Source organism: Catenuloplanes indicus, from assembly GCF_030813715.1.
Taxonomy (GTDB): Bacteria; Actinomycetota; Actinomycetes; order Mycobacteriales; family Micromonosporaceae; genus Catenuloplanes; species Catenuloplanes indicus.
In genome coordinates this window covers 7,353,646-7,376,379 of record NZ_JAUSUZ010000001.1, presented here as the reverse complement: position 1 = coordinate 7,376,379, position 22,734 = coordinate 7,353,646, and the positions used below count along the sequence as shown (strand labels likewise).

The following is a 22,734-nucleotide window of genomic DNA, read 5'->3' as shown; positions in this document are numbered from 1 at the left end:
CTTCGTTGTGACGGCCCCGGGACGCCGCACCGGACGCCGGAACGGCATTGTGTGACCCCGTTTCGGGGACGTGGACGTACCGCGCCGTGCGGCGCCACGCTCTGGCGTGGTGTAGTCCGCCGGAGAAGTGGTGCAGTCCGCCGGAGAAGGGGTCATCCGTGGCCGAGGAGTTCAACTACGACAACATCACCGCCTCGACGTACAACGACGCCAAGGCGGTCACGATGAGCATCGACCCGGTCGATCTCTTCTACAACGTGGCGTTGAAGGTGCAGCAGCAGCGCGCGGACATCATGGCCTCGTTCGAGACTATCGGTGCCGCCTGGAAGGAACTCAAGCTCGGCTGGTCCGGTAAGACCGCGGACGAGCAGACGAAGTTCGGGGACGCGTACTCGGCTGTGGTCTGGGAGTTCTTCGGCTCGGAGGACGATCCGGACACCGAGGAGACGGAACCGGACAAGAACGGGGTTGTCAACCAGTTCGCGAGCGGTCTGAAGGCGGCCGCGAACGGGTACGCCCAGGTCGAGTCGAACCTGAAGGTGGCGTTCGAGATCTTCGGCGACCAGTTGCTGGATCAGGGCCCGCCGCAGGGCGAGTGGGACAACTACAAGCCGCTGGGTGCGACCTGGGACCTGCCGGACAAGCCCACGGTGGGCGAGGACTTCCAGGACATGACGCTGGACGAGCAGGAGGACTTCTACAGGCAGGGCGGTCACCGCGACCAGGACTCACCGCCGGTGTCGTCCCAGAGCTCGACGGACGGTGACCTGTGGTTCGAGAACGGCGACACCGTCAAGGGCGAATGGACCTGGACCGAGGAGCGCGACGGCCCGTACGACCTGAAGATCACGGTGGAGGACGGCGCGACCTGGACCGGCCAGCCGAACGACAAGGTCAAGGTCAAGTGGGTGCACGACGACAGCGGTGAAGAGGTCGAGGGCCAGTGACGTCGCCGGTGCCGGCGCTCCGGGTGGGGCGCCGGCACCGGTGCGGTGTCACGGACAGGTGGTGACCCAGACCGCCATCTCGTCGAACAGCGCCCGGTCCGCCGGGTCGGTGGCCCTGTCCCGCCACACCTGCAGCTCGCGGATGATGTCGGCGCGGCCGCCGGGCCCTTCCGGCAGGTAGACCGAGTTGTCGTAGATCGCCTTCTTGACCTCGTCGTCGCTCGCACCGGCGAGGCGCTTCTGGACCGCGTCGAGCACGGCGCGCGCGGCGCCGGCGTCGTGCGGGCCGTAGGTGACGTCCTTGAGGTCCTGGAGGGCCTCGGCCCGGGTCTCCGGTGCCTGCCGGAGCACGGACGGCAGGTCGGGCAGCGTCATCGTGTCGCCGCCCTTGGTGGCGGCCAGGAAGTGCACCGCGGTGTCGAATCGGGCGGTGTCCTTGTCCAGCAGGTCCAGCAGCTTCGAGTGCGCGCGGAACTGCTCGGCGTCGAACGGCAGCGCGGCGATCGTCGGCTGGAGCGCCTTCAGCGCGCTGCCGTCGATCCGCAGCTTCTCGCGCAGCGCCACCGGGTCGCTCAGGTCCATCGACAGGTACGTGCCGAGCGCCGGGTCGACCCGGGTGTCCGCGGTCGCCCGCTGCAGGTCGCCGACGGACTTCAGCGTGTCGCGCGTGATGTCCTTGAACGGCGGCACCACGGTGGCGCCGTCCGGTCCGGTGGCGGTCCACTTGCGGTCGAAGTCCAGGCCGCCGCCCATCGACTGCCGCATGACCGGCGTGCCGAGCTTCGCGGCCATCGCGTCCAGCGCCGCGCTCGCGCCGCCGTAGTTGAAGATGATCGGCGCCGGCTCGCCGTTGCGCAGGTGCTGGAACACCATGGCACCGGCGCGCAGCAGGAAACGCTTCTCGGCCCGCGCCGGGTCGCGCCGGGACCAGGGGTCCCGCGGCTGCGGGCCGATCACCACGACGGACTGGCCGATCGCCTCGGCCGCGGTGGCGAGCTGGCCGAGCAGCGGCTCCAGTTCCCGGGGCACGTTCCCGGTGCCGGACCGGCCGCCGGTGACCAGGTCGACGGAGCGGCTGCCGCCCGGGCCGAACGTGTGCGTCCGGGTGACGCCGGCCGGCGGGACGAGCGGGGCCGGGACCGCACCGGCCGGCGTCGGGTCGGTGAGCAGGTCCGCGAGCGCGACGTCCGCGGGCAGCGTGGTCACCCGGATCTGCTCCGGCGTGTCCGGGAACACCGCGGTGGTGCCGGTGCCGAGGTCCAGGTACGCGTCACCGGCCGGGTCGTGCACGGCGAGGAAGACCTGTGACGAGTCGATCTCGACCAGCGAGAACCGGGCGGGCGCGGCGGCCACGTGGGCCAGCAGGTCGCCGTAGGTGCCGACGGTGGTCAGCGGCGGCACACCGTCCCGGGTGAGGTCGTCGGTGGTCAGCGCCCGCGTGCCGGTCAGCAGGTCCGCGTGCGCGAAGGTGGCGAGCGCGGGTGCCATCCCGAGCCGGTAACCGCCGCCCGGCAGCGGCACCACCCGGCCGCCCGGGTAGCCGCCCTTGAGCGCCTCGGCAAGCACGTCCGGCCCGGCGGTGGCGAACGGGTTCGCGTCCCAGACCCGCGACGGCTCGACCCGGATCAGCGTCGCGTCACCCGGCGTCACCGGCCCGGCCGCGTCGAAGTACACGATCCGGCTGGGCGAGACGGTCTGCCCGCCGGGCGCGAACCGGTGCAGCGGGATCTCGACCGGCAGGCCCATCATGTCGGCGCGCGCGGCCAGGTCGGCCAGCGTCATCCGGACGTCCTCCTGACCCTTGCCGAACAGCGGGCGCTCGACCAGCCGGTCCAGCGCCTCGGCCGGGATGCCGCGGAAGTACTGGTACATGAGCGTGCGCACGGAGCCCTTGTCCGGGCTGAGCGCGCCGGTCGGCCGCGGGATGCCGTCCTCCCAGACCGTGGTGGCCGGGCTGGCGTCGGTGAGCGCGTCCCGCATGCCGAGGCCGAACGAGACGTACGTGTACTTGTCCACGCCCGGCAGGTGCAGCGCCTCGTCGAGCAGGTCGGACCGGGCCATGCTGGACGAGGCCGCGTTGAAGACGTGGTTGCCGGTGCTGGTCGGCAGGACGTGCTCCAGGCAGATCGCGTCCATGTTGGCCGGGGTGATCGGCAGGGTCACGGCGTTCTCCCGTTCAGCAGTTCGTCAGGATGTGGGTGGCGACCTCCACCGCGGCCGCGAGCGGCGGGTTGGTGACCCGCGCCGCGTCCCGCAGGGCGTCCAGGCGGCCGATCCACGCGGTGCGGTCGATCGGGTCGACGCACTTCGGGTTCCGTACCTCCCCGGGGCCTCGCTGGTAGGCGGCGGTGACGTCACCGATCGTGTCCATGATCGCGCGGAGCGGCGGGTGTGTCATCGGGTCGCCGTCAAGTTCGGCCCGCGACAGATTACGCAGCTTCAGCATCGATTCGAAGACCTGGAGGTTGGCCTTGTCGGTCTGGGTGACCGCGGTGGCCCGGACCAGCGACAGGCCCTGCTGCTCGGTGAGCGCACCGGACATCATCATCGCCCACAGCAGGCCGTCCATGGCGAACCGGTCCGCGCGCGGCCCGATCGTGGAGAGGTAGTCGTAGACGAACCCGGCCGTGGCCCGGTCGCCAGGCCCGGCCACCGGGGTCTTCTCCACCTCCAGGATGGACGTCGCGGTCGGGGTGAGCCGGGCGTCGCCGGGGCCGGGCAGCCCGCCCGCGGTGCGCGCGACGTCCAGCACGGTACGGAACGCGGCCAGCCGGGCGTTGCCGGGCTCGGCCGCGACCGCGTCGGCCAGCGCGGCGGCGGACGCGGGCGTGTGCAGCGCGGCCTGGTGGGCCCGGTGGTAGGTGAGCGCGTCCGCCCAGAGCGGGATCATCGTCCATTCGCCCACCGCCTCGGGCAGCGCGGTGCCGGTGTCCTGCTTCGGCGGGTCGCCGGGCAGCTTCCCGGCCGCGTCGAAGATCTCGGCGCCGAGCCGGGACTCCATCTGCCGGCCCTCGCCGTCGGCGGACTGCAGCAGCCAGACCCGGTCCCAGCCGGCCATCGCGGGCTGGATGAGCACCGGCCCGAAATCGCGGCGCACGCTCTCGAAGAGCTCACCGGAGGCCTTCGTGGCCTCGGTGGTGACCACGATCGGGGACACGCCCATCCGGGTGAAGCCGGTCATCACCTCCCGCAGTTCCGCGACGACGGGCCCGGACGTCTGCGGCGGGCCGCTCAGGTCGGCCGCGACGACCGGGCGGCCGGCGGCCTCGGCGAACCTCCGAATATCGGCGGCCTGCGTGGCGAGCGGGCCGGACCAGGCACCGAGCAGCCTCGGTGCCGGAGCCGTCCCGGCGGCCGGGCGGAAGCTGCGGGTGAACGCGCTGTCCGGGCCACCCGCGCCGATGAACACGAGGTCGAGCGGCCCGCTCAGGTGCCGGGTAGCGGCCGCGATCTGCCGACCGGTCATCAGCACGTCGTGCACGGTACCGTCGGCCCGCCGGACCGGCACGTGCGCGAAGCCGCCCTCGGTCCGCACGGCCACGACGTTGCGCGTCCCCTCGGGCAGCGTGGCCCGGATGAGGTCCGCTTCCGGAACGAACCCGACGACGGTACGGCCGTCCGGCTCGACCCACCCCTCGGTCAGCACGGTGAAGCCGTCCGCGAGAACGGTGCCGTCACCGGCGACCGTCACGTCCCGCACGGCCCCGCCGTCCCGGAACGCACCCGCCGCGGCCGGATTGACCCTCGTGAGCTGCGCGGCGGCGCCGTCGATCGCACCGGCGGCGTCCAGCACGCGCTGCGCGAACGCCCGCTTCTGCCACGGCATCGGACTGTGCAGCTTCGCGTACGCACGGTGCAGCGCGCCGATCTGGTCGGCGGCCGTCTTCCACGACCGGCCCGCGTCCAGGGCACCGGGCCGGCCACTGGTGGCGATCGCGCTGACCACCGGGACCACCGACCGGGTGAACGCGCGCAGTTTCTCCAGTTCCTCCCGGACCGGCCAGACGTCCCACAGCAGGCTGGTCAGGTCGAACTCGCCGACCGCCAGGCTCTTCGGGTCGAGCGCGGGGAACAGTGGCCGGTCGTACTCCACGCCGAATACCGGCGCGACCGTGATCTGCTGCTCGACCCGCGCGACGGGCTGCCACCCGTCGCCGGCACGCCGCCAGAACTCGCTGTTGTCGTCGACGTACGTACCGTCGTCACCGAGCGGTCGCGGCGTGCCGGCCGGGGCAGGCGTCCGCGTGCCCGCGGCCGCCGAGTCCACGGCCGCCGGCGGCGGAAGCGCGCCGGAGGCGAGCGGCGGGACCGCCGGGACGGCGACCGGGGGCGTCACCGGCGGCGCGGCGAGGGGGAACGCGCCGGCGGGCTCCAACGCGTGGAACGTCCCGGCGCCGCGGCGGACGTAGACCTCCGGCGCGGCCGCGTCGCCGTAGACGGTGGCCCGCCCGTCGTCCACCAGGTGCAGGCGGACCTGCAGCAGCTCGGCGAGCAGTCCGAGGGTGATGTCGCCGGCGGGCGTGCCGAACAGCGGCTCGTTGCCCAGCGACGCGTGCAGCAGTTCGCCCGGCGTCGGCAGCCGACCGGCGTCGATGTACACCTGCGCCAGGTCCGACATGGCGCCCGTGCCGTGATGCACCGACTGCACACCCCGCGCCATGCCCGCCGGGTTCTCCCGCAGCGCGGTCTGCGCGTGGTCCAGCAGGTGCAGCAGCCGGGCCTCGTCCAGACGTTCCCCGACGCGGGCCTCGTCCAGGTGGAAGCCGTCGAGCGCGTCGCCGGGCTGCCAGCCGTCGAGGCCGCGGTTTCGCGCCTCGGCGGCCATCTGCTCCTCGGCGGCCAGCGCACGAACCTGCGCCTCCAGGTCGGCGTTGAACGCGGGTGCCGGCCGGTCGAGCGCGTTCACCAGGCCGTGCAGCGTCGCCGGGTCCATGCCGGTGAGCAGCACCTGAGCCGGGTCGGGCAGGTCCGCGCCGTGCGGGCCCGCACCGATCTGCGCCGAGACCCATTCCCGGAGGCCGGAGCCGTCGGTGACGGTGCTGGGCACCGGCCCGCCCTGCTGCGTGAGGCTGCGGTGCACGGCCTCGAACAGGTTCCGTTTGCCGCCGTCGACGCGGAAGAACCGCTTGCTGTCGCCTCCGGTCGGCACGACGATCCGCTCGGCGCGGATGCGCTCCAGCAGCGTGGGATCGAGGCCGAGCGTGACCGCCTCCCGGTGCCCGACCACGAACTCGGTCGAGCCCGTGGCCGTCCTGGTCTTGCCGCTGGGCAGCGAGACGGTCAGGTCGATGTCCGCGAAGACCTGGTAGGCACCGGCCTTCGTACCGTCTTCGATCTTCTGTGGATAGGTCGTCCGTACCCAGGAGCGGTGCTCGGACGCCTGGACCCGGTTTGTGCCCCGGCCGCGGGTGTAGTCGCCGCTGATCACGAACCGCCCGCCGACGTACACCATCGGCTTGACCGGGACGAGGGCGTTGCCGCTGGCGTCGCCGGCGTAGCGCGCGGACGCCATGCTGCTCTGGCTGATGCCCTGCATGCCGTGCTCGTACATCTCCAGCTCGATGCTGTTGATGTGGAACACGTCCCGGACCGTGCCGAACCTCGCGGCGACCTTGGTGCCGTCCGCCAGCCGCAGTCGTCGCGCGCCGGTGTTGAGGCCGGCCACGTCGATGCCGCCGGTCGCCCGCTGTGCCTCGCGGAAGTCGCCGTCCATCCGGTACTGGCTCAGGATCTTCGCGTTCGTCAGCGCGTCCAGCGAGCCGACCGGCACCGGCTTGGCCCGGTCCCGTGAGCTCAGCTTGTCGCCGGGCAGGTCCAGGGTGACCGCGTCCGCGAGGGCGCGCATTGCCTGGACACCGAGGATCCGCGCGCTGTCCGGCAGGTTGCCGAGCCGCACACCGCTGAGGTCGACCGGCGTCTCACCGCGGTGCCGGAGCGCTTCGAACGGGACCCAGAACGGCCGGGTCTCCGTGACCGATCCGCTCCTGGTCCTGTCCCGCCACGACTGGGGCGAGACGAGCGACGTCTCCTCGCGCAGCTCCCAGACGGTCGTCATCTGCTGGCGGAACTTCGCCACGTCCTTCGGCCGGGCGCCGGACATGCTGAGCATGTTCGCGGTACGGCCCTGCGCGTCGTCCTTGCTCGACGCGCGGGAGAGGTTCCCGTTCACCGGCATCGAGGCCTCGTCGGCCACGCCGCGGTTGAAGGTGCTGGCACCGCCGGTCACGCCGTACGTGCGGATCGTGGTTCTCCGGAGCTGACCGGACGCGGCCTCGTTGACCCGGGTGTACTGCTTGAGCCGATCGTCCTTGGCCCGGGTCACGTACGCGCCGTCGCCAAGCACCCGGCTGACCGTCATCGTGAACGTACGCCGGCCGATCTTGATCTCCCACGACTTGCCGTCGTCGGTCAGCTCGCCCATGTGCGTCATCAGGCCGACCAGCCGGGTCATCACCTGGACCTCGAGCGCGTTCCCACCGAGTTCCTTCGCGGCGCGGCCCATGTCCGTGCGGAGCTGGCCCATGCCGATCGGGTCGAGGAACGATCCGGTCCACGGGCGGCCGTGCTGCACGCTGACCGGCAGCACCCAGTCCGCGCCGGCCGCGTCCGACGCGCCGGGCAGCTTGATACCGTCCGGCCTGTCGAACTGGTCGTAGAGGTCGGGGCGGGAGTGCAACTCCTCCGGGGAGATCATCACCATCGCCTCGCCGGACGTGCGCACCTCGCGGCCGTCGGCGGTGCGGTAGACGTTCTCCACCCTCGTCCGCACCATGTACCGCTCGCTGGCGGTGTGGTAGGTCCGGTAGGCGCCCGCGGTCGAATCAGCCTGGCGCTGCTGACCCTGTGCGTCACCCCAGCCGTAGGTGGCGCCGCCGGAGTCGCCCGCGATGCCGGTCCGCCAGCCGGCACCGATGCGGTGCGTCTGCGTGTTCGTCACGTCGATGTCGCGGGTGGAGCCGGTCTGGCCCTCCAGCGTGTAGTCGTTGTAGATCTTGAACTTGTGCACGATCTGCGGCCGGCCGACCGGCTGCACCCGCAGCAAGCCCTCCTCCGTGCCGAGCGCCACCGGCACACCGCCCTGCATCGAGTGGGCGAGGCTCGACTTGTACCAGGTCAGGTTCATCGAGTCGAGGATCTGCCCCCAGCCCGCGTCGACCGTCTTCGCCACCGCGTCCCGCAGGTCGGCGACGCCGCTGGCCGAAACGGCGCCGAGCATGGTGAACCCGTTCAGCGGTGACTCGGCCGGTGTGGTCGGGTCCGACAGCGGCGTCAGCTCCGGCAGCAGCCGGGCCGGGTCGCCGTCCGCGGCATCCTTCTGCCACGACGGCGGGAGGAAGTTGTCGGCCTGCCACACGTCCATCGACGCGGGCAGCGCCGAGGTCGAGACCGCCTTCGGCGTCTTGGACGTGCCCTCATAGGCCCACCAGCGGAACGACGTGCCCAGGTTGAACTTCGACGAGTTGACCTTGATGATGTTCAGCGTCTGCGCGTTCGCGTACACCAGCTCGCCGGCGCGCAGCGTCTCCCGGTGCGTCTTCGACCGGGTGTGCACCGCGCCGGGGTTGGCGGCCTGGCCGGGGTCGGGCAGCACCCAGTCCGAGTTGCCGATCACGCCGACGGTGTCCCGGGACCGCTCCAGCGTCGCGATCGTCGTCCGCCGGGCGCCGACGCCGACCTGGGCGATGTGGCCGTTGCGGTTCCAGATCTTGTCGCTCTCGACGTACGTGCTGGACGTGCCGACCAGGCTGGTCAGGCCGATGGTCAGGTTCTTCTGCAGGCCCTCGCCGCGGAACGTGAGCGCCATACCGGGCGAGTTCCGGTTGCCGGACGTGAGGTCGTAGCTACGGGTCGTCAGATAGTCGCTGGACACCCGTTCGATCAGCAGCCGCCAGTTGTCGTACCGCACGCCCGGGTGGTTGAGGTCGTGGCCGGGCGAGGCGAGGCTCTGCAGGTGTTGCCAGGGTGTCCGGCCGTTCTGCGGAGCCGCCGCCTCGGGCAGGTAGTTCGCGGAGACGAGGTACCTCACGAGCGAGTCGTAGAGGCCGTCGATCCCGTTCACCGCCGCGGCCGCGCTGTTGACGATGCCGTGCCGTCCGTCCTGGGTCGGCGACCACCACGCCGACCGGACCTCTCCGGTCTTCAGCTTCGGGATGTCCGTGCTCGCCCAGGGCGCGACCCGGGACGGCGGCTGCGCGGGGTCAGGCGCCGGGGCGGTGAACCGCTGGTGTACCGCGTTCCACTCGTCATCGCGGATCCGGCCGAGCACGTACCCGTTGACCGGTGCCGTCTGCGCCCGGTACGTGAGATGGTCCGAGCCCCAGGCGATGTGCGCCTGGAACATGCTCTCCACGCGGTGCACCCGGTTCGAGTCCTTGTCCGGTCGCTTCAGCGACTCGGAGCGCCGCCCGGATCGCGACTCGATGCGCTGGACGAGCACCTTCTGGTAACCCTTGAGCCGGGACAGGCTGAACTTCCCGGACGGCGCGATCAGGCCCGCGAGGAATCGAAGCGCACCACCGGCCGTGGCCCGCACACCCTTCCGGGTGTCCTGAGCCTGCGACGGCTTGGTGATGGTGACCCGGTCCCGGTCGACGACCACCTTGTCGGTCTTCTTGTCCGGCACCACGACGCGGTTCGCGGTGGCGGTGAGCGTGAGCGTCAGATGACGGTCGCCGTCGCGCAGCATGAGCCGCGGCCGTTCCTGGAAACCCGCGTCGTGGTGGTACGCCTTGAGCACGACGGCGGCGAGCGGGTCCTGGCTGAGGAACCGTTCCAGCGGCACCTGCCAGAACGCGTACTCCGCCGCACCGATCGTGTCGTAGACCGCCTTCCGCAACGCGCGCGCGGCCTTGATCCGTTCGATGCCGATGTGCATCCGCCACAGCGGCACCGCGTCGTGGCGCGGCACGTCGTAGGCCTGGTTCGGGATGTCCGGCACCTGCGTCTCGCCGACGTACAGGTGCGCCGCCTCCTGCCGTGGCGTGCCGTCCGGATTGCGCCAGGTCTCGTGCCGATACGGCTGGTCGCCCTGCCCTTCCCGCCGGACGATCGCCGAGAACGTGAGCGGGACGCCGACCGCGTAGATCTCCTCGCTCGGTTTGAACGTCGTGTAGTCGGTGGTGGAAACCGCGGGCGCACCGCTGCGGCCGGCACCGCCGGTAACACCGGCGGTGATGTAGGCCAGCATCGCGGCGATGAGGCGCAGGCCGTTACGGTTCGCGAAACCGATCTCCGCCGCGGCGTTCCAGGTCCGCGACATCAGGTTCTGCATTTCCTCGGTGACGTTGACGTGCGTCTCCAGGCGTGCCGACATCGCCTTGTCGTCCAGCTTCCGCGGCGCACCCGTGACGTCGCCCAGTAGCTGGATCGAGTACGTCTCACCGCCCGCCGTCACCCGCAACGGCACACCCTCGTCCGGCAACGACGTGAAGTACCGCGTCATCTGCAACTTCAACGACTCGAGGTCGATCTGCGCACCCCGCACCGGCAGCAACGACAACAACCAGTCCCGTAACGCCTCCGCGTTCGTGAAGTCGTACGCGTACTGCAGACCCGGCACCTCATGCTCGAACGCCGCATCCGCCGCCCCCGGCGGCAGCCCACCGGCCGGGCGGTCCGCCGACGGCCAGTGCCTCGCCATCGCCGCCCGCACCAGCCCGTCCACCGTCGCCCGGCCGGGATCACGCACCGCCGCCAGCAGACCCGGCCGCGACGACTTGTCCAGACCACGCAGATGCAACATCTCACCGACGTTCGCGGCCGTGTTGCGCACCCGCGTCGGGATCCGCCGGTTCAACGCCCGCTCGTCACGCACCAACTCCGCCAGCGCGTCGAGATTGGCCGCCGTGACACCGTCGTTGCGCAACAGCAGCCGCTGGACCATCTCGGCGTAGCCGTCGTCCGTACCGGCTCGACCACCGAACGCCTCCCGCTGGACCCGGTCCAGTTCCTTGAGGTCACCGTCGGTGTACTTGATCCGTGCGGCCTGCGGCAGCCGTGCCCGCAGAGCAGAGGCGGCCCGCGAGGGCTGGGCCGCCGCGGCGGGCGCCGGCGTCGTGGTCGTGGGCGCGGGCCGCACCGTCGCCGTGCTGCTGGACTCCGAGACGACCGTGGCGGGCGGCGGGGGGACCGTCAGGTCGCCGAGAGGCTGTAGCTCGGTGCCCGTCGTCTCCTCCGCGATGGGAGGCAGCGTGCGGCCGGAGCTGAACACCACGCCGCCGTCCGGTGATCGCAGATCGGCCGTGAAGGCCTCCGGGAACGCGACGGACCGGAAGCCGTCGAGTTCGACCGGCTGACCGTCCCGCCGGCCGGCCTCGAAGAGCCGCCAGGCGTCATCACCGTCGGTGAGCAGCGGTCGGCCCTGGCCGAGGGCGTCGACGGTGCCGCCGAGCACGTTGGTCCGCGAGGCCAGGACCGCGCCACCGAGCGCGGTGGTGTATGCCCGGACGAACGCCGGGTTCAGGTCGGCGATCTCGCAGGAGATCAGCGCCTGGCGCTTGCCGAGGCCCTCGGTGACCTGTTTCAGCTGGTTCGGGGTGAGCAGCACCGCGCCCTCGACGCCGTCCTTGATCGCCGGCACCCGCACGTACCCGTCCTGGTTGTGCACCACCACGACCGGCAGGTTCTCGCCGCCGTCCGGGGCCTTCGGCAGCCAGTTGCGGCCGCGCAGCCGCTGCCACTCCGCGTCCGGGACCAGCAGCAGCACGTCCCGGCCGGAGACGCTGATCCGCCGGATCTGCAGGTGGGTGTCCTTGCCGGCCCAGAAGCCGCCCAGCCCGTCCGGCACCAGGGCGTCGATCGGCTGCGGCGGCTGCCGCATCGGGTTGTCGTCGGCCGCGCCCTTCTGCTTCTGCTTGGCGTACTTCATCTCGCCGAGCCGGATCGGCATGCCGAGCTGGGCGGAGACCCGGCGGGCGGCGTTGCTCGCCCAGTGCTCCTCCTGCTCGGGCGTCTGGTTGCGCACCAGCATGGCCATGAAGCGCCCGGACTTGGTGTTCGCGTCGACCACACCGCCGAGCGACGAGAGCAGGTGAAGCTCACCGCTGACCCGGGCCTGCGCCGCCTTGATCAGTGCGGTGATCGTCGCTGGTGAGGTCGGGTCCGTGTGGTCCTGGCCCGCGATCGCCGGGTGCCCGACCGTGTTCAGCACCTCCACCACGTCGGCGAGGGTGGCGTCCGGGTGCAGGCCCTGCGCCCGCCACGCCTGGTGCAGCGCCCGCAACTGGGTCGCGCCGATCACCGACGACTCCTCCAGCGCACTGACCTCCGCGGCGGCCTTCCGCGCGGCCTCGGCCAGCGCGGCGGCCTGCTCCGGCGTGGCCGTCGCGAGCGCGGCCTCGGCGTCGGCCAGCGCTTCCATCGCGGCCGGCAGGTTCTTGTTGACCGGCACCTCGCTGGCGATCCACATCTCGCCGTCGGCCGTGGTGAGGAAGTGCCACTCCCCGCCCGGGTGGTCCTCCAGCATGTACGGCTGGAAGTCGCGCAGCCTCATCCACAGCGCGGGCTTGCGCAGCAGCGCGAACCGGACCAGGTCGTTGTCCAGCACCACCGCGTTCCGCGGCAGTTCCGGGTCGGCCGGCTGGAGCATCGGGTTCGTGCTCGGCGGCTTCTGGTCCTCGCCCTTCTCCTTCTCCGGGAAGGCCGGCCGGTTCTGCAGCGCGTCGGTGACGCCGTAGACGTCCCGCTCCTCCGGCTTGACCTTCTTCGACCAGAGCGCCGCGCCGTACTCGCGGTCCAGGTCGACCGCGCGCCGCACCAGCTCGTCCACGTCCGTGGTGAAGACCCGGAGGATGTCGTCCAGGTCCAGCTCGGCGGCGACCCCGGCCCACCAGTCGCGGGCGCGGCCGGCGTCCAGGCCGCGGCCGGAGGACAGCCGGCCCGCCAGCCACTCCGCGAAGTTGGCCCGGAACTGGTCGACCCGGCTGTCCACGTTCTGCAGCCGGTGGCCGTTCGGCTCGTAGACCTCCGGGGACATCGTCGCGCCGGCCAGCGACGTCGCATCGGACGGGGTACTGGCCCGGGTGCCCAGGACGGACCGGTAGCGCTCCACCGACGCGGCCCAGGCGTCGATCGCCGCGGTGAGCGCGGCGGGGTCGCCCGCACCGGCCGCGGCCCGGACCCGGTCCAGGTGCTCCGGCCAGTCGATCGGCACGTCCAGGCGCTGCAACTGGGCGCGTTCGGTGTGCCCGGTGCCCTCGAAGTCCGGGCCGGCGCCGAGCCGCACCGATCGCATGCCCAGCCGGGCCGAGACCTCGCCGACCGCGCCGGACACGCCGATCACCGTGGCGGTACGGCCGGTGTTCAGCGCGGTGAGCGCCGCGTCCAGCTGCCCCGGGCCGGTGAGGCCGTCCTGCAGCGCGAACAGCTCCGGTGACGTGGTGCGCAGGTCACCGGCGGGCTCCGGGCCGACCAGAAGCACCCGGCCGTCCGGGTACTGCCGGCGCAGACCGTCCGCCAGGCTCTCCAGCACGGCCGGGGCCAGCGCCGGCCCTTCCCGGCCGGCCAGCGGCCCATCACCGATCCCGGTGGCGAAGACGAAGACCGGCTCGGAGGTCAGGCGGAGCCCGTCGACGAGCGCGGTGACCGCCGGGTCCGGCACCGGCCGGGGCTCGGCCGGTGGCACGGGCGCGGCGACCGGCGCCAGCTCGGCCAGCGGCACCGGCGTGCCGGACGCGTCCCGCACCACGACCGTGGTGCCGACCGCCCGCAGCTCGGCCATCCGCAGGTCCGCGGCGCGTTGCCCGGCGGCGCGCTGCTCCGGGGTCGTCTTGTCCATGTCGAACACCGGCTTGACCGGCGTGAGCGGGTCGACGTGCACCTCGGCGTCCACCCAGAACACGTCGTTGTCCAGCGACACCATCCACCGGACCCGGTCCTCGCCCTGACCGAGCCGGCCGGTGCGGACCATCGCGACCGAGCCCGGCACGGCCTTCATCCGGTCGTAGAGCGCGTCCGGGTCGACTCGCTCGCCACCGGCCACCGGCGTGAACGCGTCCAGCACCTCCGTGGTGGTGACCGGCAGCACGGAGCGGGTGAGCGGGTCCAGGTCGAGGACCTGCCAGTCGCCGCGGAGCCGGTCCGGGTCGGCCGCGGTCGGCCGGCCGGCACGCAGATCCTCGTCGCCGACGGTCGGCAGCCCGGTCCGGCCGGGCGGGCCGGGGACGGTCGGCACGCCGAGCAGCGCGAGACCGAGCGCCATCTGATAGGCGGGAGTCGCCGTCGTCGGCACCTCACCGGCCTGGGACGACCAGCGCACGCCGTTCGTGTCCCGCAGCCGCCGGGCCTCGGTCAGCAGCGACCGCAACCGCTCGAACGGCGTCAGCGTGGTGTCCACCGCGAGCGCGGCGGCGCTCTTCAGCGTCTCGCGCGCGGCGGCCTGCGCGCTCGGCAGCACCCGGATGCCCTGCGGGACGCCGGTGGTCTCCAGGCCCTGCGCGTCCACCGGCACCAGGCGCGCGTCCGTCAGGCTGCCGCTCAGCCGCCGTGCCACGCGCTCGTCCAGCGCGGCGCCCTGCCGGTACGACAGGTGTTTCTGCAGCTGGAACGTGTCCGCGTGCTTCATCCAGGTGGTCAGGTCGGCCGTCTCGCCGTCGTAGGCGCCGATCACCAGGCCGGCGCGGGCCGGGTCCGGCATCTCGTCCAGCGCCCGCTTGACGCGTTCCACCGCGTGCACGTCGGTGAGCGCACGGTCGGTGAGGAATACCGCGGTGCCGCCGGTGAGCCGGGACGCGTTCATCGCCCGGGTCAGCGGACCGAGCTCAACCGGTTGCGACATCGGGCCGTCGTGAAAGAAAACGCCCGATGGAATCGGAATGAACCGACCGTCCGCGCAGATCTGGAGAAAGGCACTCGGGCTCGGCACGGCGTCTCCCTGGCGTACGCGGACTGGCGGAAACCACTTCTACGACCGCCCTGAGCTGCTGGTTCAGCACCCCAGTTGAACCATTGATTAAGGCCGGGTAATCGCACAGTTCACGCCGAGTAAATGCGTCCGCGACTCGACGGAAACACATTGGCGGATTTCATTTCCCCCACGGACCCGCGACACGCGCTAGCGTGCGGAGAGCATCGAGACATCTCCCTACCTGGGTGGAGGACGCGTGGTACGTACCGTCATCGCCGCTTCTCTGGTCCTGGTGGCGGTCGCCGCCGGGTCACCCGCGCAGGCCGCCGGCGGCCACCCGACGATCGTGGTCCGGGACGGCGCCACGCAGCCGGTCTTCGACTACGCGACCGCGATCAACGAGGACGTCTGGGTCGAGTCGCCGACCGACAACGACCGCGACGGCGTCCGGGACCGGATCCACCTGAACATCACCCGGCCCGGCGAGACCGCGACGGCGGGCCTGCGCGTCGCCTCGCTGATCATGCCGACGCCGTACGGCGGGGTCGCGCCGGAGGTGCCCTACCCGAGCGTCGACGTGGACCGGCTGCCGCAGGAGGGCGTCCACGCCAGGTCCGCCGCCGCGGTCGCCGCGAACCGCGCGCTGACCAGCCTGAACGCGGCGCCGGCCGCGGTCAGCACGTGGGAGTACTACACCACCCGCGGGTACGCGATGATCGCGATGGACAGCATCGGCACCGCGACCTCCACCGGCTGCCCGGACGCGGGCGGGCCCGACGAGATCGCCTCCACCCGCGCGGTCGTCGACTGGCTGGACGGCAAGGGGCGCGCGTTCGACGCGGACGGCAACGTCGTCTCCGCACGCTGGTCCGCGCGCAGCGTCGGCATGTACGGCGTCTCCTACAACGGCACGCTGCCGATCATGGCGGCGATCACCGGCCGGTCCGCGCTCCGGACGATCATCCCGATGTCCGCGGTCACCAGCTGGTACGACTATTACCGGGCGAACGGCCTGGTGGTGGCGCCCGGCGGGTGGCAGGGCGAGGACCTGGACATCATGGCGAAGTACGTGCTGAGCCGCGCGAACCCGGAGGCGTGCGCGCCGAACATGGCGTGGCTGTCCGAGAACCAGGACCGCGTCACCGGCGACTACTCCCGGGTGTGGGCCGCGCGCGACTACACCGCGCAGGCCGACAAGATCCGGGCCAGTGTCTTCGTGGTGCAGGGGTTGCAGGACTGGAACGTCAAGCCGAAGCAGGGCGTGCAGCTGTGGGACGCGCTGCGTGGCGACAAGAAGCTCTGGCTCTACGACCGCGGGCACGGCTCGTCCTGCGCGCCGGAGTTCGCACCGGCCATGCACCGCTGGGTCGACCACTACCTGTACCGGGTGGACAGCGGCATCGAGGACGAGGCGCCGGTGACGCTGGAGGACGACGCGTGCACGGTCACCGAGACGGCCACGGCGTGGCCGGTGCCGGGGACCCGCGCGATGACGTATCCGCTGGCCACCGGGCGGCCGCGGACGGACACGCTGGTCGACGACGGGCGGACGCAGACCGCGGAGCAGTTGCTGTCGCAGCCGGAGCACGCGCTGACGTACCGGCTGCCGGTCCTGACGACGGACACCCGGCTCAGCGGTACGCCGTGGATCACCGCGGACGTCAGCATCGACCGGACCGCGGCGAACCTGACCGCGCTGCTCGTCTCCTACGCGCCGGACGGGACCGCCACGATCCTCACCCGCGGCTGGACGGACCCGCAGAACCGCCGGTCGGTGTGGCGCTCGGAGCCGGTCACACCGGGCAAGACGTACCGGTTGCGCTGGGACATGCAGCCGGTGGACCGGACGATCCCGGCCGGGCACCGCCTCGGCGTGGTGGTCATCTCCACCGACTACGACTACACGCTGCGGCCGCTGCCCGGTACGCGGGTGTCGGTGCGGCCGGTCAGCAGCACGATCCAGCTGCCGATCCGGTAGTCAGGCGTTGCGGGCCACCCGGAACCCGACGTCGTCCAGCGTCAGGCTCGGGTGGCTGCGGCGGCGGGCCGACGCGCGGCAGCTCCAGCGCTCGTCGAACCAGCCGCCGCCGCGCAGCACCCGGTACCCGCCGAGCGCCCGCGGGTCGTAGACGTCCCAGCACCAGTCCCACGCGTTGCCGAGCATGTCGTGGAAGCCCCACGCGTTCGGGACCTTGTCACCGGCCGTGCGCAGCCGGTCGCCGGAGTTGTCGCGGAACCAGGCCACCTCGTCCAGCGGGCCGTAGTGCGGCCCGCTGGTCCCGGCACGGCACGCGTGCTCCCACTCCGCCTCGGACGGCAGCCGGTAGCCGTCCGCGCCCCGGTCCCAGGTGACGCGGCCGTCCTCGACCCGGTAGACCGCGGTCAGCCGGTCACGTGCGGACAGCGCGTTGCAGAACAGCACCGTGTCCCACCAGGTCACGTCCGTGACCGGGAGCCGGTCGTCGCCACCGCCGGCCGGGCAGCGTCCGATGATCTCCGCGTACAGCCCGCGGGTGACCGGCAGCGCCGCGAGCCGGAACGACTCCAGGCCCTCGCACGCCGGGACCGCGATCATGCGCTCGGAGTTGTCCATCGCAGCATTTTAGAGCGAACGTGTTGCTACCACGTCGACGAGAGTTCACCGACGATGTGCCCGCCGCCCAGTACCGGCGACGGCGGCGGGGTCCAGGCGACGCCGAGCGCGCCCAGCGCGGCCCGCAGCACCACCGGGATCGCGCGCATGTTCCCGTCGTCGATCTTCATTGCGACCGCGCCGGCGCCGGGCACCGCCACCGCCGCGAAGCCCTCCGCGCCGCCCTTGGCCAGCAGGCCCGGCACGTCCGTCATGATCACGGTGTCCAACGCGCCGGTCCCGGCGATCAGCCGCGGGTGGGCGCGCATCGCGTCCGCCACCTGCCGCTCGAACGATCCCGGCGCCGCGTGCACCAGCCGCAGGAACGCCTGCGCCATCCCGGTCAGCGAGAACGCGAACACCGGCGCGCCGCACCCGTCCACGCCGACGGCCGCGACCGGCTCGCCGGTCAGCTCCTCCGCCGTGGCCCGCAGCGTGCGCTGCAACGGGTGCGCCGGCTCCCAGTAGCCGTCCGTCGGCCAGCCCGCCGCCCGGCAGGTGAGCAGCATGCCGGTGTGCTTGCCGGAGCAGTTCATCCGGGTACGCGTCGGCGCCTGCCCGGCCCGCAGCGCCTCGTCCCGCACGGCCGGGCCGGCCGGCAGGTCCGGCGGGCAGTGCAGGTCCGCACCGGCGAACCCGTGCCGCTCCAGCAGCCGCTCCACCCGGGTCACGTGCACGTCCTCGCCCCAGTGGCTGGCGCAGGTGAGCGCGAGATCGGCGTCGTCGTCCAGCCGCAGCCCGGCGCGCAGCATGCCGACGCTCTGCAGCGGCTTGTTCGACGACCGCGGGAAGACCGGGCCGCGCCCGTCGCCGCGCACCGCGACCGGCGCCCCACCGGCGTCGAGCACCACGACCGACCCACGGTGCACACTCTCCGCGAACCCGGACCGCACCACCTCGGCCAGCACGGCCCCGCCCCGATACCCGTCACTCATGATCCACACGCTACCGGAGTTGCCGATCATTCAACGCGGAGCTAACGTCTGCGCACTTCGATGCCGCTTGCGGGAGGAACAACCGATATGTCGTCCTACGACGTCCAGGCCGTCTCCGCCGCGCCGCCCGCCGCCGTCTTCGCCCTCGTCGCCGACCTGACCACCTGGCCGTCCTGGCAGGCGATCACGAGCATCCGGCCGGACGGCGACCAGTGGATCCTCGGCGGCGGCCCCCGGACCGTCATCCGGGTCACCGAGGTCGTGCCGGACCGCTCGCTGCGCTACGTCGAGACCTCGGAGACGCTGTGGCGCGACTACCGCGCCACGATCGAGGTCACACCGGCCCCGGACGGCGGCTCCCGCATCCGCTGGCACGCCACGTTCCGCAGCCGCCCCAGCCTGCTCGACCCGTTCTGGGCCCGGGTCAACGGCCGCGTCATCCAGCACCACGCCGGCGCACTCGCCCGCCTCGCAGCCGAGCGCCGCTAGGTTCCCGCCCTTGCGACGCGGGACCGGCGCCCAATGCCACTCAGCATATTTCGATCTTGAATCGGACCTGGTGAGGCCGCGAGTCCCCGACCGGCGCAGATGCCGTCCCGTGCGGTTCGGCGGGCCGGGGGCGGACGCGGTGGGGTGCTTTGGCCAGGACCCGTGATCAACGTGAGCTGAGCGGCATGGGGCACCGGTCGTCGCCGGCGCTCCCGCCTGCCGGTCCCGCCTCAAACACCGGCAGAGCAAACCCACACTGCCCCGGTCGCGTGTTCGCACGCCACCCCGGACCGAGGCCGGCGGTGCATGTCCGCACTTCCGGTGGTCGCGCGTGCTTCGCACGTCGCCGGTCTCGCATCAATGCCGGCGGTGCAGGCCGTGGTGCTGGTGATCCGCGCGTTTCGCTCGCCACCGCGGGCCGATACCCAGGATGATCTTCCATCCGTGCCGGGGATCGAAGATCCAGGTGTGGTGGTGGCCCGTTTCGCACGGGTGGAAGCTGCGAGCAGCGGCGTGCGGTTCTCGCACCGCACCTCCAAGCCGGCGACTGCCGCACCTCACGCCCGAAATATCGCGATATTGGGGGGCGAGGCGCCCGGCGGCTCCCCGCCGGCCCGGCGCGAAGGCGGCGCCGCCAGCCCTGAGTGATCAATCAGTGGTGCAAAAGGGAGATCGAATATCGAAGTTGACCTCCTTTTTGTACCACTGATTGATCACTCAGCCGAGAAGGCGGGATTCCCGCGGAGACCGACGCCTGAAGGCGGCGCTAGATGTGGCGATATTTCCGACGCGGGTTTTGTCTGGTTCTAGGGTGTCAGCGGCCGCCTGAGACGTCGATCGTAGTCGCGGTGATGTAGTCCGCGGCCGGGGAGAGCAGCCAGGTGACGGCGCGCGCGATGTCCTCCGGCGTACCCGCGCGGCCCAGCGGCAGCGTCGGGCCGACACGTTTCGCGCGATCCGGGTCGCCGCCGGATGCGTGGATCTCGGTATCGATGACGCCCGGCCGAATGCCCACCACGCGGATGCCGCGCGCCGCCGCCTCCAGCCCCAGGCCGCGGGTGATCGTGTCGACCGCGGCCTTGCTGGCCGCGTAGTCCACGTACTCGCCCGGCGCCCCGAGTACCGCGGCCCGCGACGACAGGTTGACGATCACGCCGCCGCGGCGCATCCGGTCCAGCGCGTGGGTGCAGCAGGTGGCCAGGCCGATCACGTTCACGCCGAGGATGCGTGCCCAGCGGTCCGCGCTGATCTCGTCGAACCCGCACTGCCGTTCCAGCACGGCCGCGCTGTTCACCAGGCCGGTCAGCTCGCCGAGTTCGTCCGCCGCCGCGAACAGCCGGCCCACCTGCTCCGGCACGGCCACGTCACAGGCCACCGCCCGCACCGGACTGTCCGGCCGGTCCAGCTCCGCCACGATCGCCCGCGCCCGCGCATGGTCGCCGCGATAGCCCAGCACCAGCGCCCGCCCCGGCACGCCCGCCTGCGCCCGCGCGATCGCCGCGCCGATCCCTCGCGTCCCGCCGGTGACCACACAGACCTTCATGAGCACGACGGTACGGCCGGGAGGTGCGCCGTCGCGACATCGGAACCATCGCCGACCGGCACACCCGCGCTGGACTTCCGCGCCGGCGCGCTGACCGACCCGGCGTCCGGGGTCCGTCAGCGTGCCGGAAGACCACACCGCTTCCGGTGCGGCGGGGCCCGGCCGGCCGGGTCAGGTCGTGACCGTGGTGATGACGGCCGCGGTGGCCGCGGCACTGGCGGCCGCGACGGCCGCGGTGGTGCGGGCCACCGCGGTGCCGACCGCGGACGCGCCCCAGTGGCCCTTCTCCAGTTCCTTCGCGCGCCGGTGGACGTCGCCGGACCAGGCGAGCCGTGGGCGCAGCTCCGGCAGCGCGCCACTGCCGGACAGCAGCGCGGTGATCGCGGCGGTACGCGCGTCCGGCTCCGCGCCGTCGACCAGCACGGCGCGGATCGCGGCGCGGAGTTGCGCCTCGTGGCCGGTGTCCACGGACGGCAACCGCGTGGTCCGGAACAGGCCGAGTACGCGCTTGCTCTCCCGGCGCAGCTCGCCGCGCTCGACGAGCCGGCCGGTCACGGTCGTCCACAGGTCGCCGCCGATCGCGAGCAGCAGCGTCTGCACGGTCCGCGGCTTGCGGGCGATCTCGTCGTAGGCCGCCTGCAGCAGCGGGTCCGGCAGCGGGCCGTCGCCGACGGCGACGACCTTCGGGCCGGTCAGTACCGAGCCGGCTCCCTCGACGTCGATCCGGCCGAGCATCGCGAGTTCGACCAGGACGGCGCCGCCGAGCGTGTACGGCAGCGTCCCGGCCTTGGCCGGCGTGCCGGTCTCGTCGTCCAGCAGGAGCAGCAGCAGGTCCTCGACGATCAGCATGTGGCATCTCCTCCAGGCTCGCGGGATGCCGCCCGGGGCGGCGGAGCGGTCACGCACCGCCGACGGCGGACGCATTGACCTCATTCCCTAGGACGCTATTGGCTCACCACAAGGCTCGCAATACCCATATTGCCCGATAAAACGTACTGAGCGGACCATGGAGACGGAAAGATTAGGCATACCTAGATGGACCGCAACACATCGGGATGCGGAAATGAACCGCGAAGCCACCCCAGCCGTCTCCACTGTGTACAGTCGCCCGGCTCAGGAGGACCCGTATGCTCGTCGTCACGCCGGAGTTCAAGGCGGACTCCCCCCACCGATATGCGCAACTTCGCGAGCACGGCCCGGTGCACCGGGCGCGGCTGACCAGCGGGGTGGAGGCCTGGATCGTCGTCGGCTACGACGCGGCGCGGACCGCATTGACGCACCCGGACCTGCTGAAGGACCCGGCGCCGGCGGAGGACGCGCTCGCCCGCATCGGCTTCACGGCGCACCGGGCCGGCGTCGGGCTGGGCGGCAACATGCTGGAGTCGGACCCGCCCACGCACACCCGCCTGCGCCGCCTGGTCGCCGGCGCGTTCAGCCCGCGCCGTACCCAGGACCTGGCGCCCCGGGTCCGGCAGATCGCGGACGAGCTGCTGGACGCGATGCGGGAGCACGACGAGGTGGACCTGGTCGCGGCGTACACCGAGCCACTGCCGATCACGGTGATCTGCGAGCTGCTCGGCGTGCCCGAGGGGGCCGAACGCGGCCAGTTCCGGGGCTGGTCCAGCCTGGCGCTGAGCCCGCCGTCGGAGCAGCAGCGCGCGGCCACGGCGAGCCTGATCGGGTACCTCGCCGAGCTGGTCGCCCGCAAACGGGCCCGGCCCGGCGACGACCTGCTCTCCGCGCTGGCGCAGGAGGAGAACGCGGAGGACGGCCGGCTGACCCGCGAGGAGCTCATCGGCACGGCCGCGCTGCTGGTGATCGCCGGTCACGACACCACGGTCAACCTGATCGGCAACGCGGTGGTGGCGCTGCTGCGCCAGCCGGGGCAGGCCGAGCTGCTGCGGGCCCGGCCGGAGCTGATCCAGAACGCGGTGGAGGAGTTCCTCCGGTACGACCCCTCGGTCGAACAGTCGTCGTTCCGCTACGCCCACGCGGACCTGGACCTGGACGGTGTACGGATCACCAAGGGCGACGTGGTGGTGGTCGCGCTCGGCTCGGCGAGCCGGGACGCGCCGCAGCAGCAGGGCGGCGCACCCGCGGACCGGCTCGACGTGGCCCGGGCCGTGCCCCGGCATCTCGCGTTCGGCCACGGCATCCACCACTGCCTCGGCGCGCCGCTGGCCCGGCTGGAGGCCGCCACCGCGATCGGCAAGCTGCTGCGCCGTTTCCCGCACCTGCGGGCGACCGGCCCGGTCGCGGAGATCCCATGGATCCCGGGCGGCATGATGCGCGGCCCCCGCAGTCTGCCGGTGCGCCTCACGGCCGGGTGACGCGCCCGACGATCG

At 72.3% G+C, this 22,734-nt stretch carries 11 protein-coding genes; 5 read left to right on the top strand and 6 right to left on the bottom strand.

The features are described 5' to 3' along the window. Nucleotides 1–158 precede the first annotated feature (158 nt). On the top strand, nt 159–947 hold the full coding sequence (locus J2S42_RS33280) for a hypothetical protein (protein WP_307245619.1): 789 nt from the start codon (nt 159–161) through the stop codon (nt 945–947). A gap of 48 nt (nt 948–995) precedes the next feature. On the opposite strand, the gene J2S42_RS33275 is transcribed toward J2S42_RS33280, so the two are convergent. Together J2S42_RS33275 and J2S42_RS33270 are read right to left on the bottom strand one after the other, a co-directional pair. After that, complete coding sequence (locus tag J2S42_RS33275) at nt 996–3,110, bottom strand: hypothetical protein (protein ID WP_307245617.1); 2,115 nt, start codon at nt 3,108–3,110, stop codon at nt 996–998. Nucleotides 3,111–3,123: 13 nt separating this feature from the next. Continuing rightward, the gene (locus J2S42_RS33270; RefSeq protein WP_307245616.1) at nt 3,124–14,721 is read right to left on the bottom strand and encodes a hypothetical protein; all 11,598 of its coding nucleotides are present in this window, start codon (nt 14,719–14,721) and stop codon (nt 3,124–3,126) included. A gap of 325 nt (nt 14,722–15,046) precedes the next feature. Here J2S42_RS33270 and J2S42_RS33265 point away from each other — a divergent pair, with 325 nt between their 5' ends. Further along, nucleotides 15,047–16,768 carry a CocE/NonD family hydrolase gene (locus J2S42_RS33265; RefSeq protein WP_307245614.1) on the top strand — a complete coding sequence of 574 codons (1,722 nt, stop codon included), beginning with the start codon at nt 15,047–15,049 and terminating at the stop codon, nt 16,766–16,768. Here J2S42_RS33265 and J2S42_RS33260 read toward each other — a convergent pair whose 3' ends face one another. Continuing rightward, nucleotides 16,769–17,383 carry a formylglycine-generating enzyme family protein gene (locus J2S42_RS33260; protein WP_307245612.1) on the bottom strand — a complete coding sequence of 205 codons (615 nt, stop codon included), beginning with the start codon at nt 17,381–17,383 and terminating at the stop codon, nt 16,769–16,771. A gap of 26 nt (nt 17,384–17,409) precedes the next feature. After that, complete coding sequence (locus tag J2S42_RS33255; protein ID WP_307245610.1) at nt 17,410–18,357, bottom strand: asparaginase; 948 nt, start codon at nt 18,355–18,357, stop codon at nt 17,410–17,412. An 87-nt stretch (nt 18,358–18,444) separates the two neighbouring features. Here J2S42_RS33255 and J2S42_RS33250 point away from each other — a divergent pair, with 87 nt between their 5' ends. Together J2S42_RS33250 and J2S42_RS33245 are read left to right on the top strand one after the other, a co-directional pair. After that, the gene (locus J2S42_RS33250) at nt 18,445–18,846 is read left to right on the top strand and encodes an SRPBCC family protein (protein ID WP_307245608.1); all 402 of its coding nucleotides are present in this window, start codon (nt 18,445–18,447) and stop codon (nt 18,844–18,846) included. Nucleotides 18,847–19,152: 306 nt separating this feature from the next. After that, nucleotides 19,153–19,494: a hypothetical protein gene (locus J2S42_RS33245; RefSeq protein WP_307245606.1), complete on the top strand. Its 342-nt coding sequence runs from the start codon at nt 19,153–19,155 to the stop codon at nt 19,492–19,494. Between the two features lie 166 nt (nt 19,495–19,660). Here the strand turns inward: J2S42_RS33245 and J2S42_RS33240 are convergent, their stop codons facing one another. Further along, entirely contained in the window at nt 19,661–20,389 is a 729-nt protein-coding gene (locus J2S42_RS33240; protein ID WP_307245604.1) for an SDR family oxidoreductase, read from the bottom strand. 171 nt (nt 20,390–20,560) lie between these two features. After that, nucleotides 20,561–21,238 carry a GOLPH3/VPS74 family protein gene (locus tag J2S42_RS33235; RefSeq protein WP_307245603.1) on the bottom strand — a complete coding sequence of 226 codons (678 nt, stop codon included), beginning with the start codon at nt 21,236–21,238 and terminating at the stop codon, nt 20,561–20,563. A gap of 278 nt (nt 21,239–21,516) precedes the next feature. On the opposite strand from J2S42_RS33235, the gene J2S42_RS33230 reads away from it, so the two are divergent. Continuing rightward, entirely contained in the window at nt 21,517–22,719 is a 1,203-nt protein-coding gene (locus tag J2S42_RS33230) for a cytochrome P450 family protein (RefSeq protein ID WP_307245601.1), read from the top strand. Nucleotides 22,720–22,734: the final 15 nt, after the last annotated feature.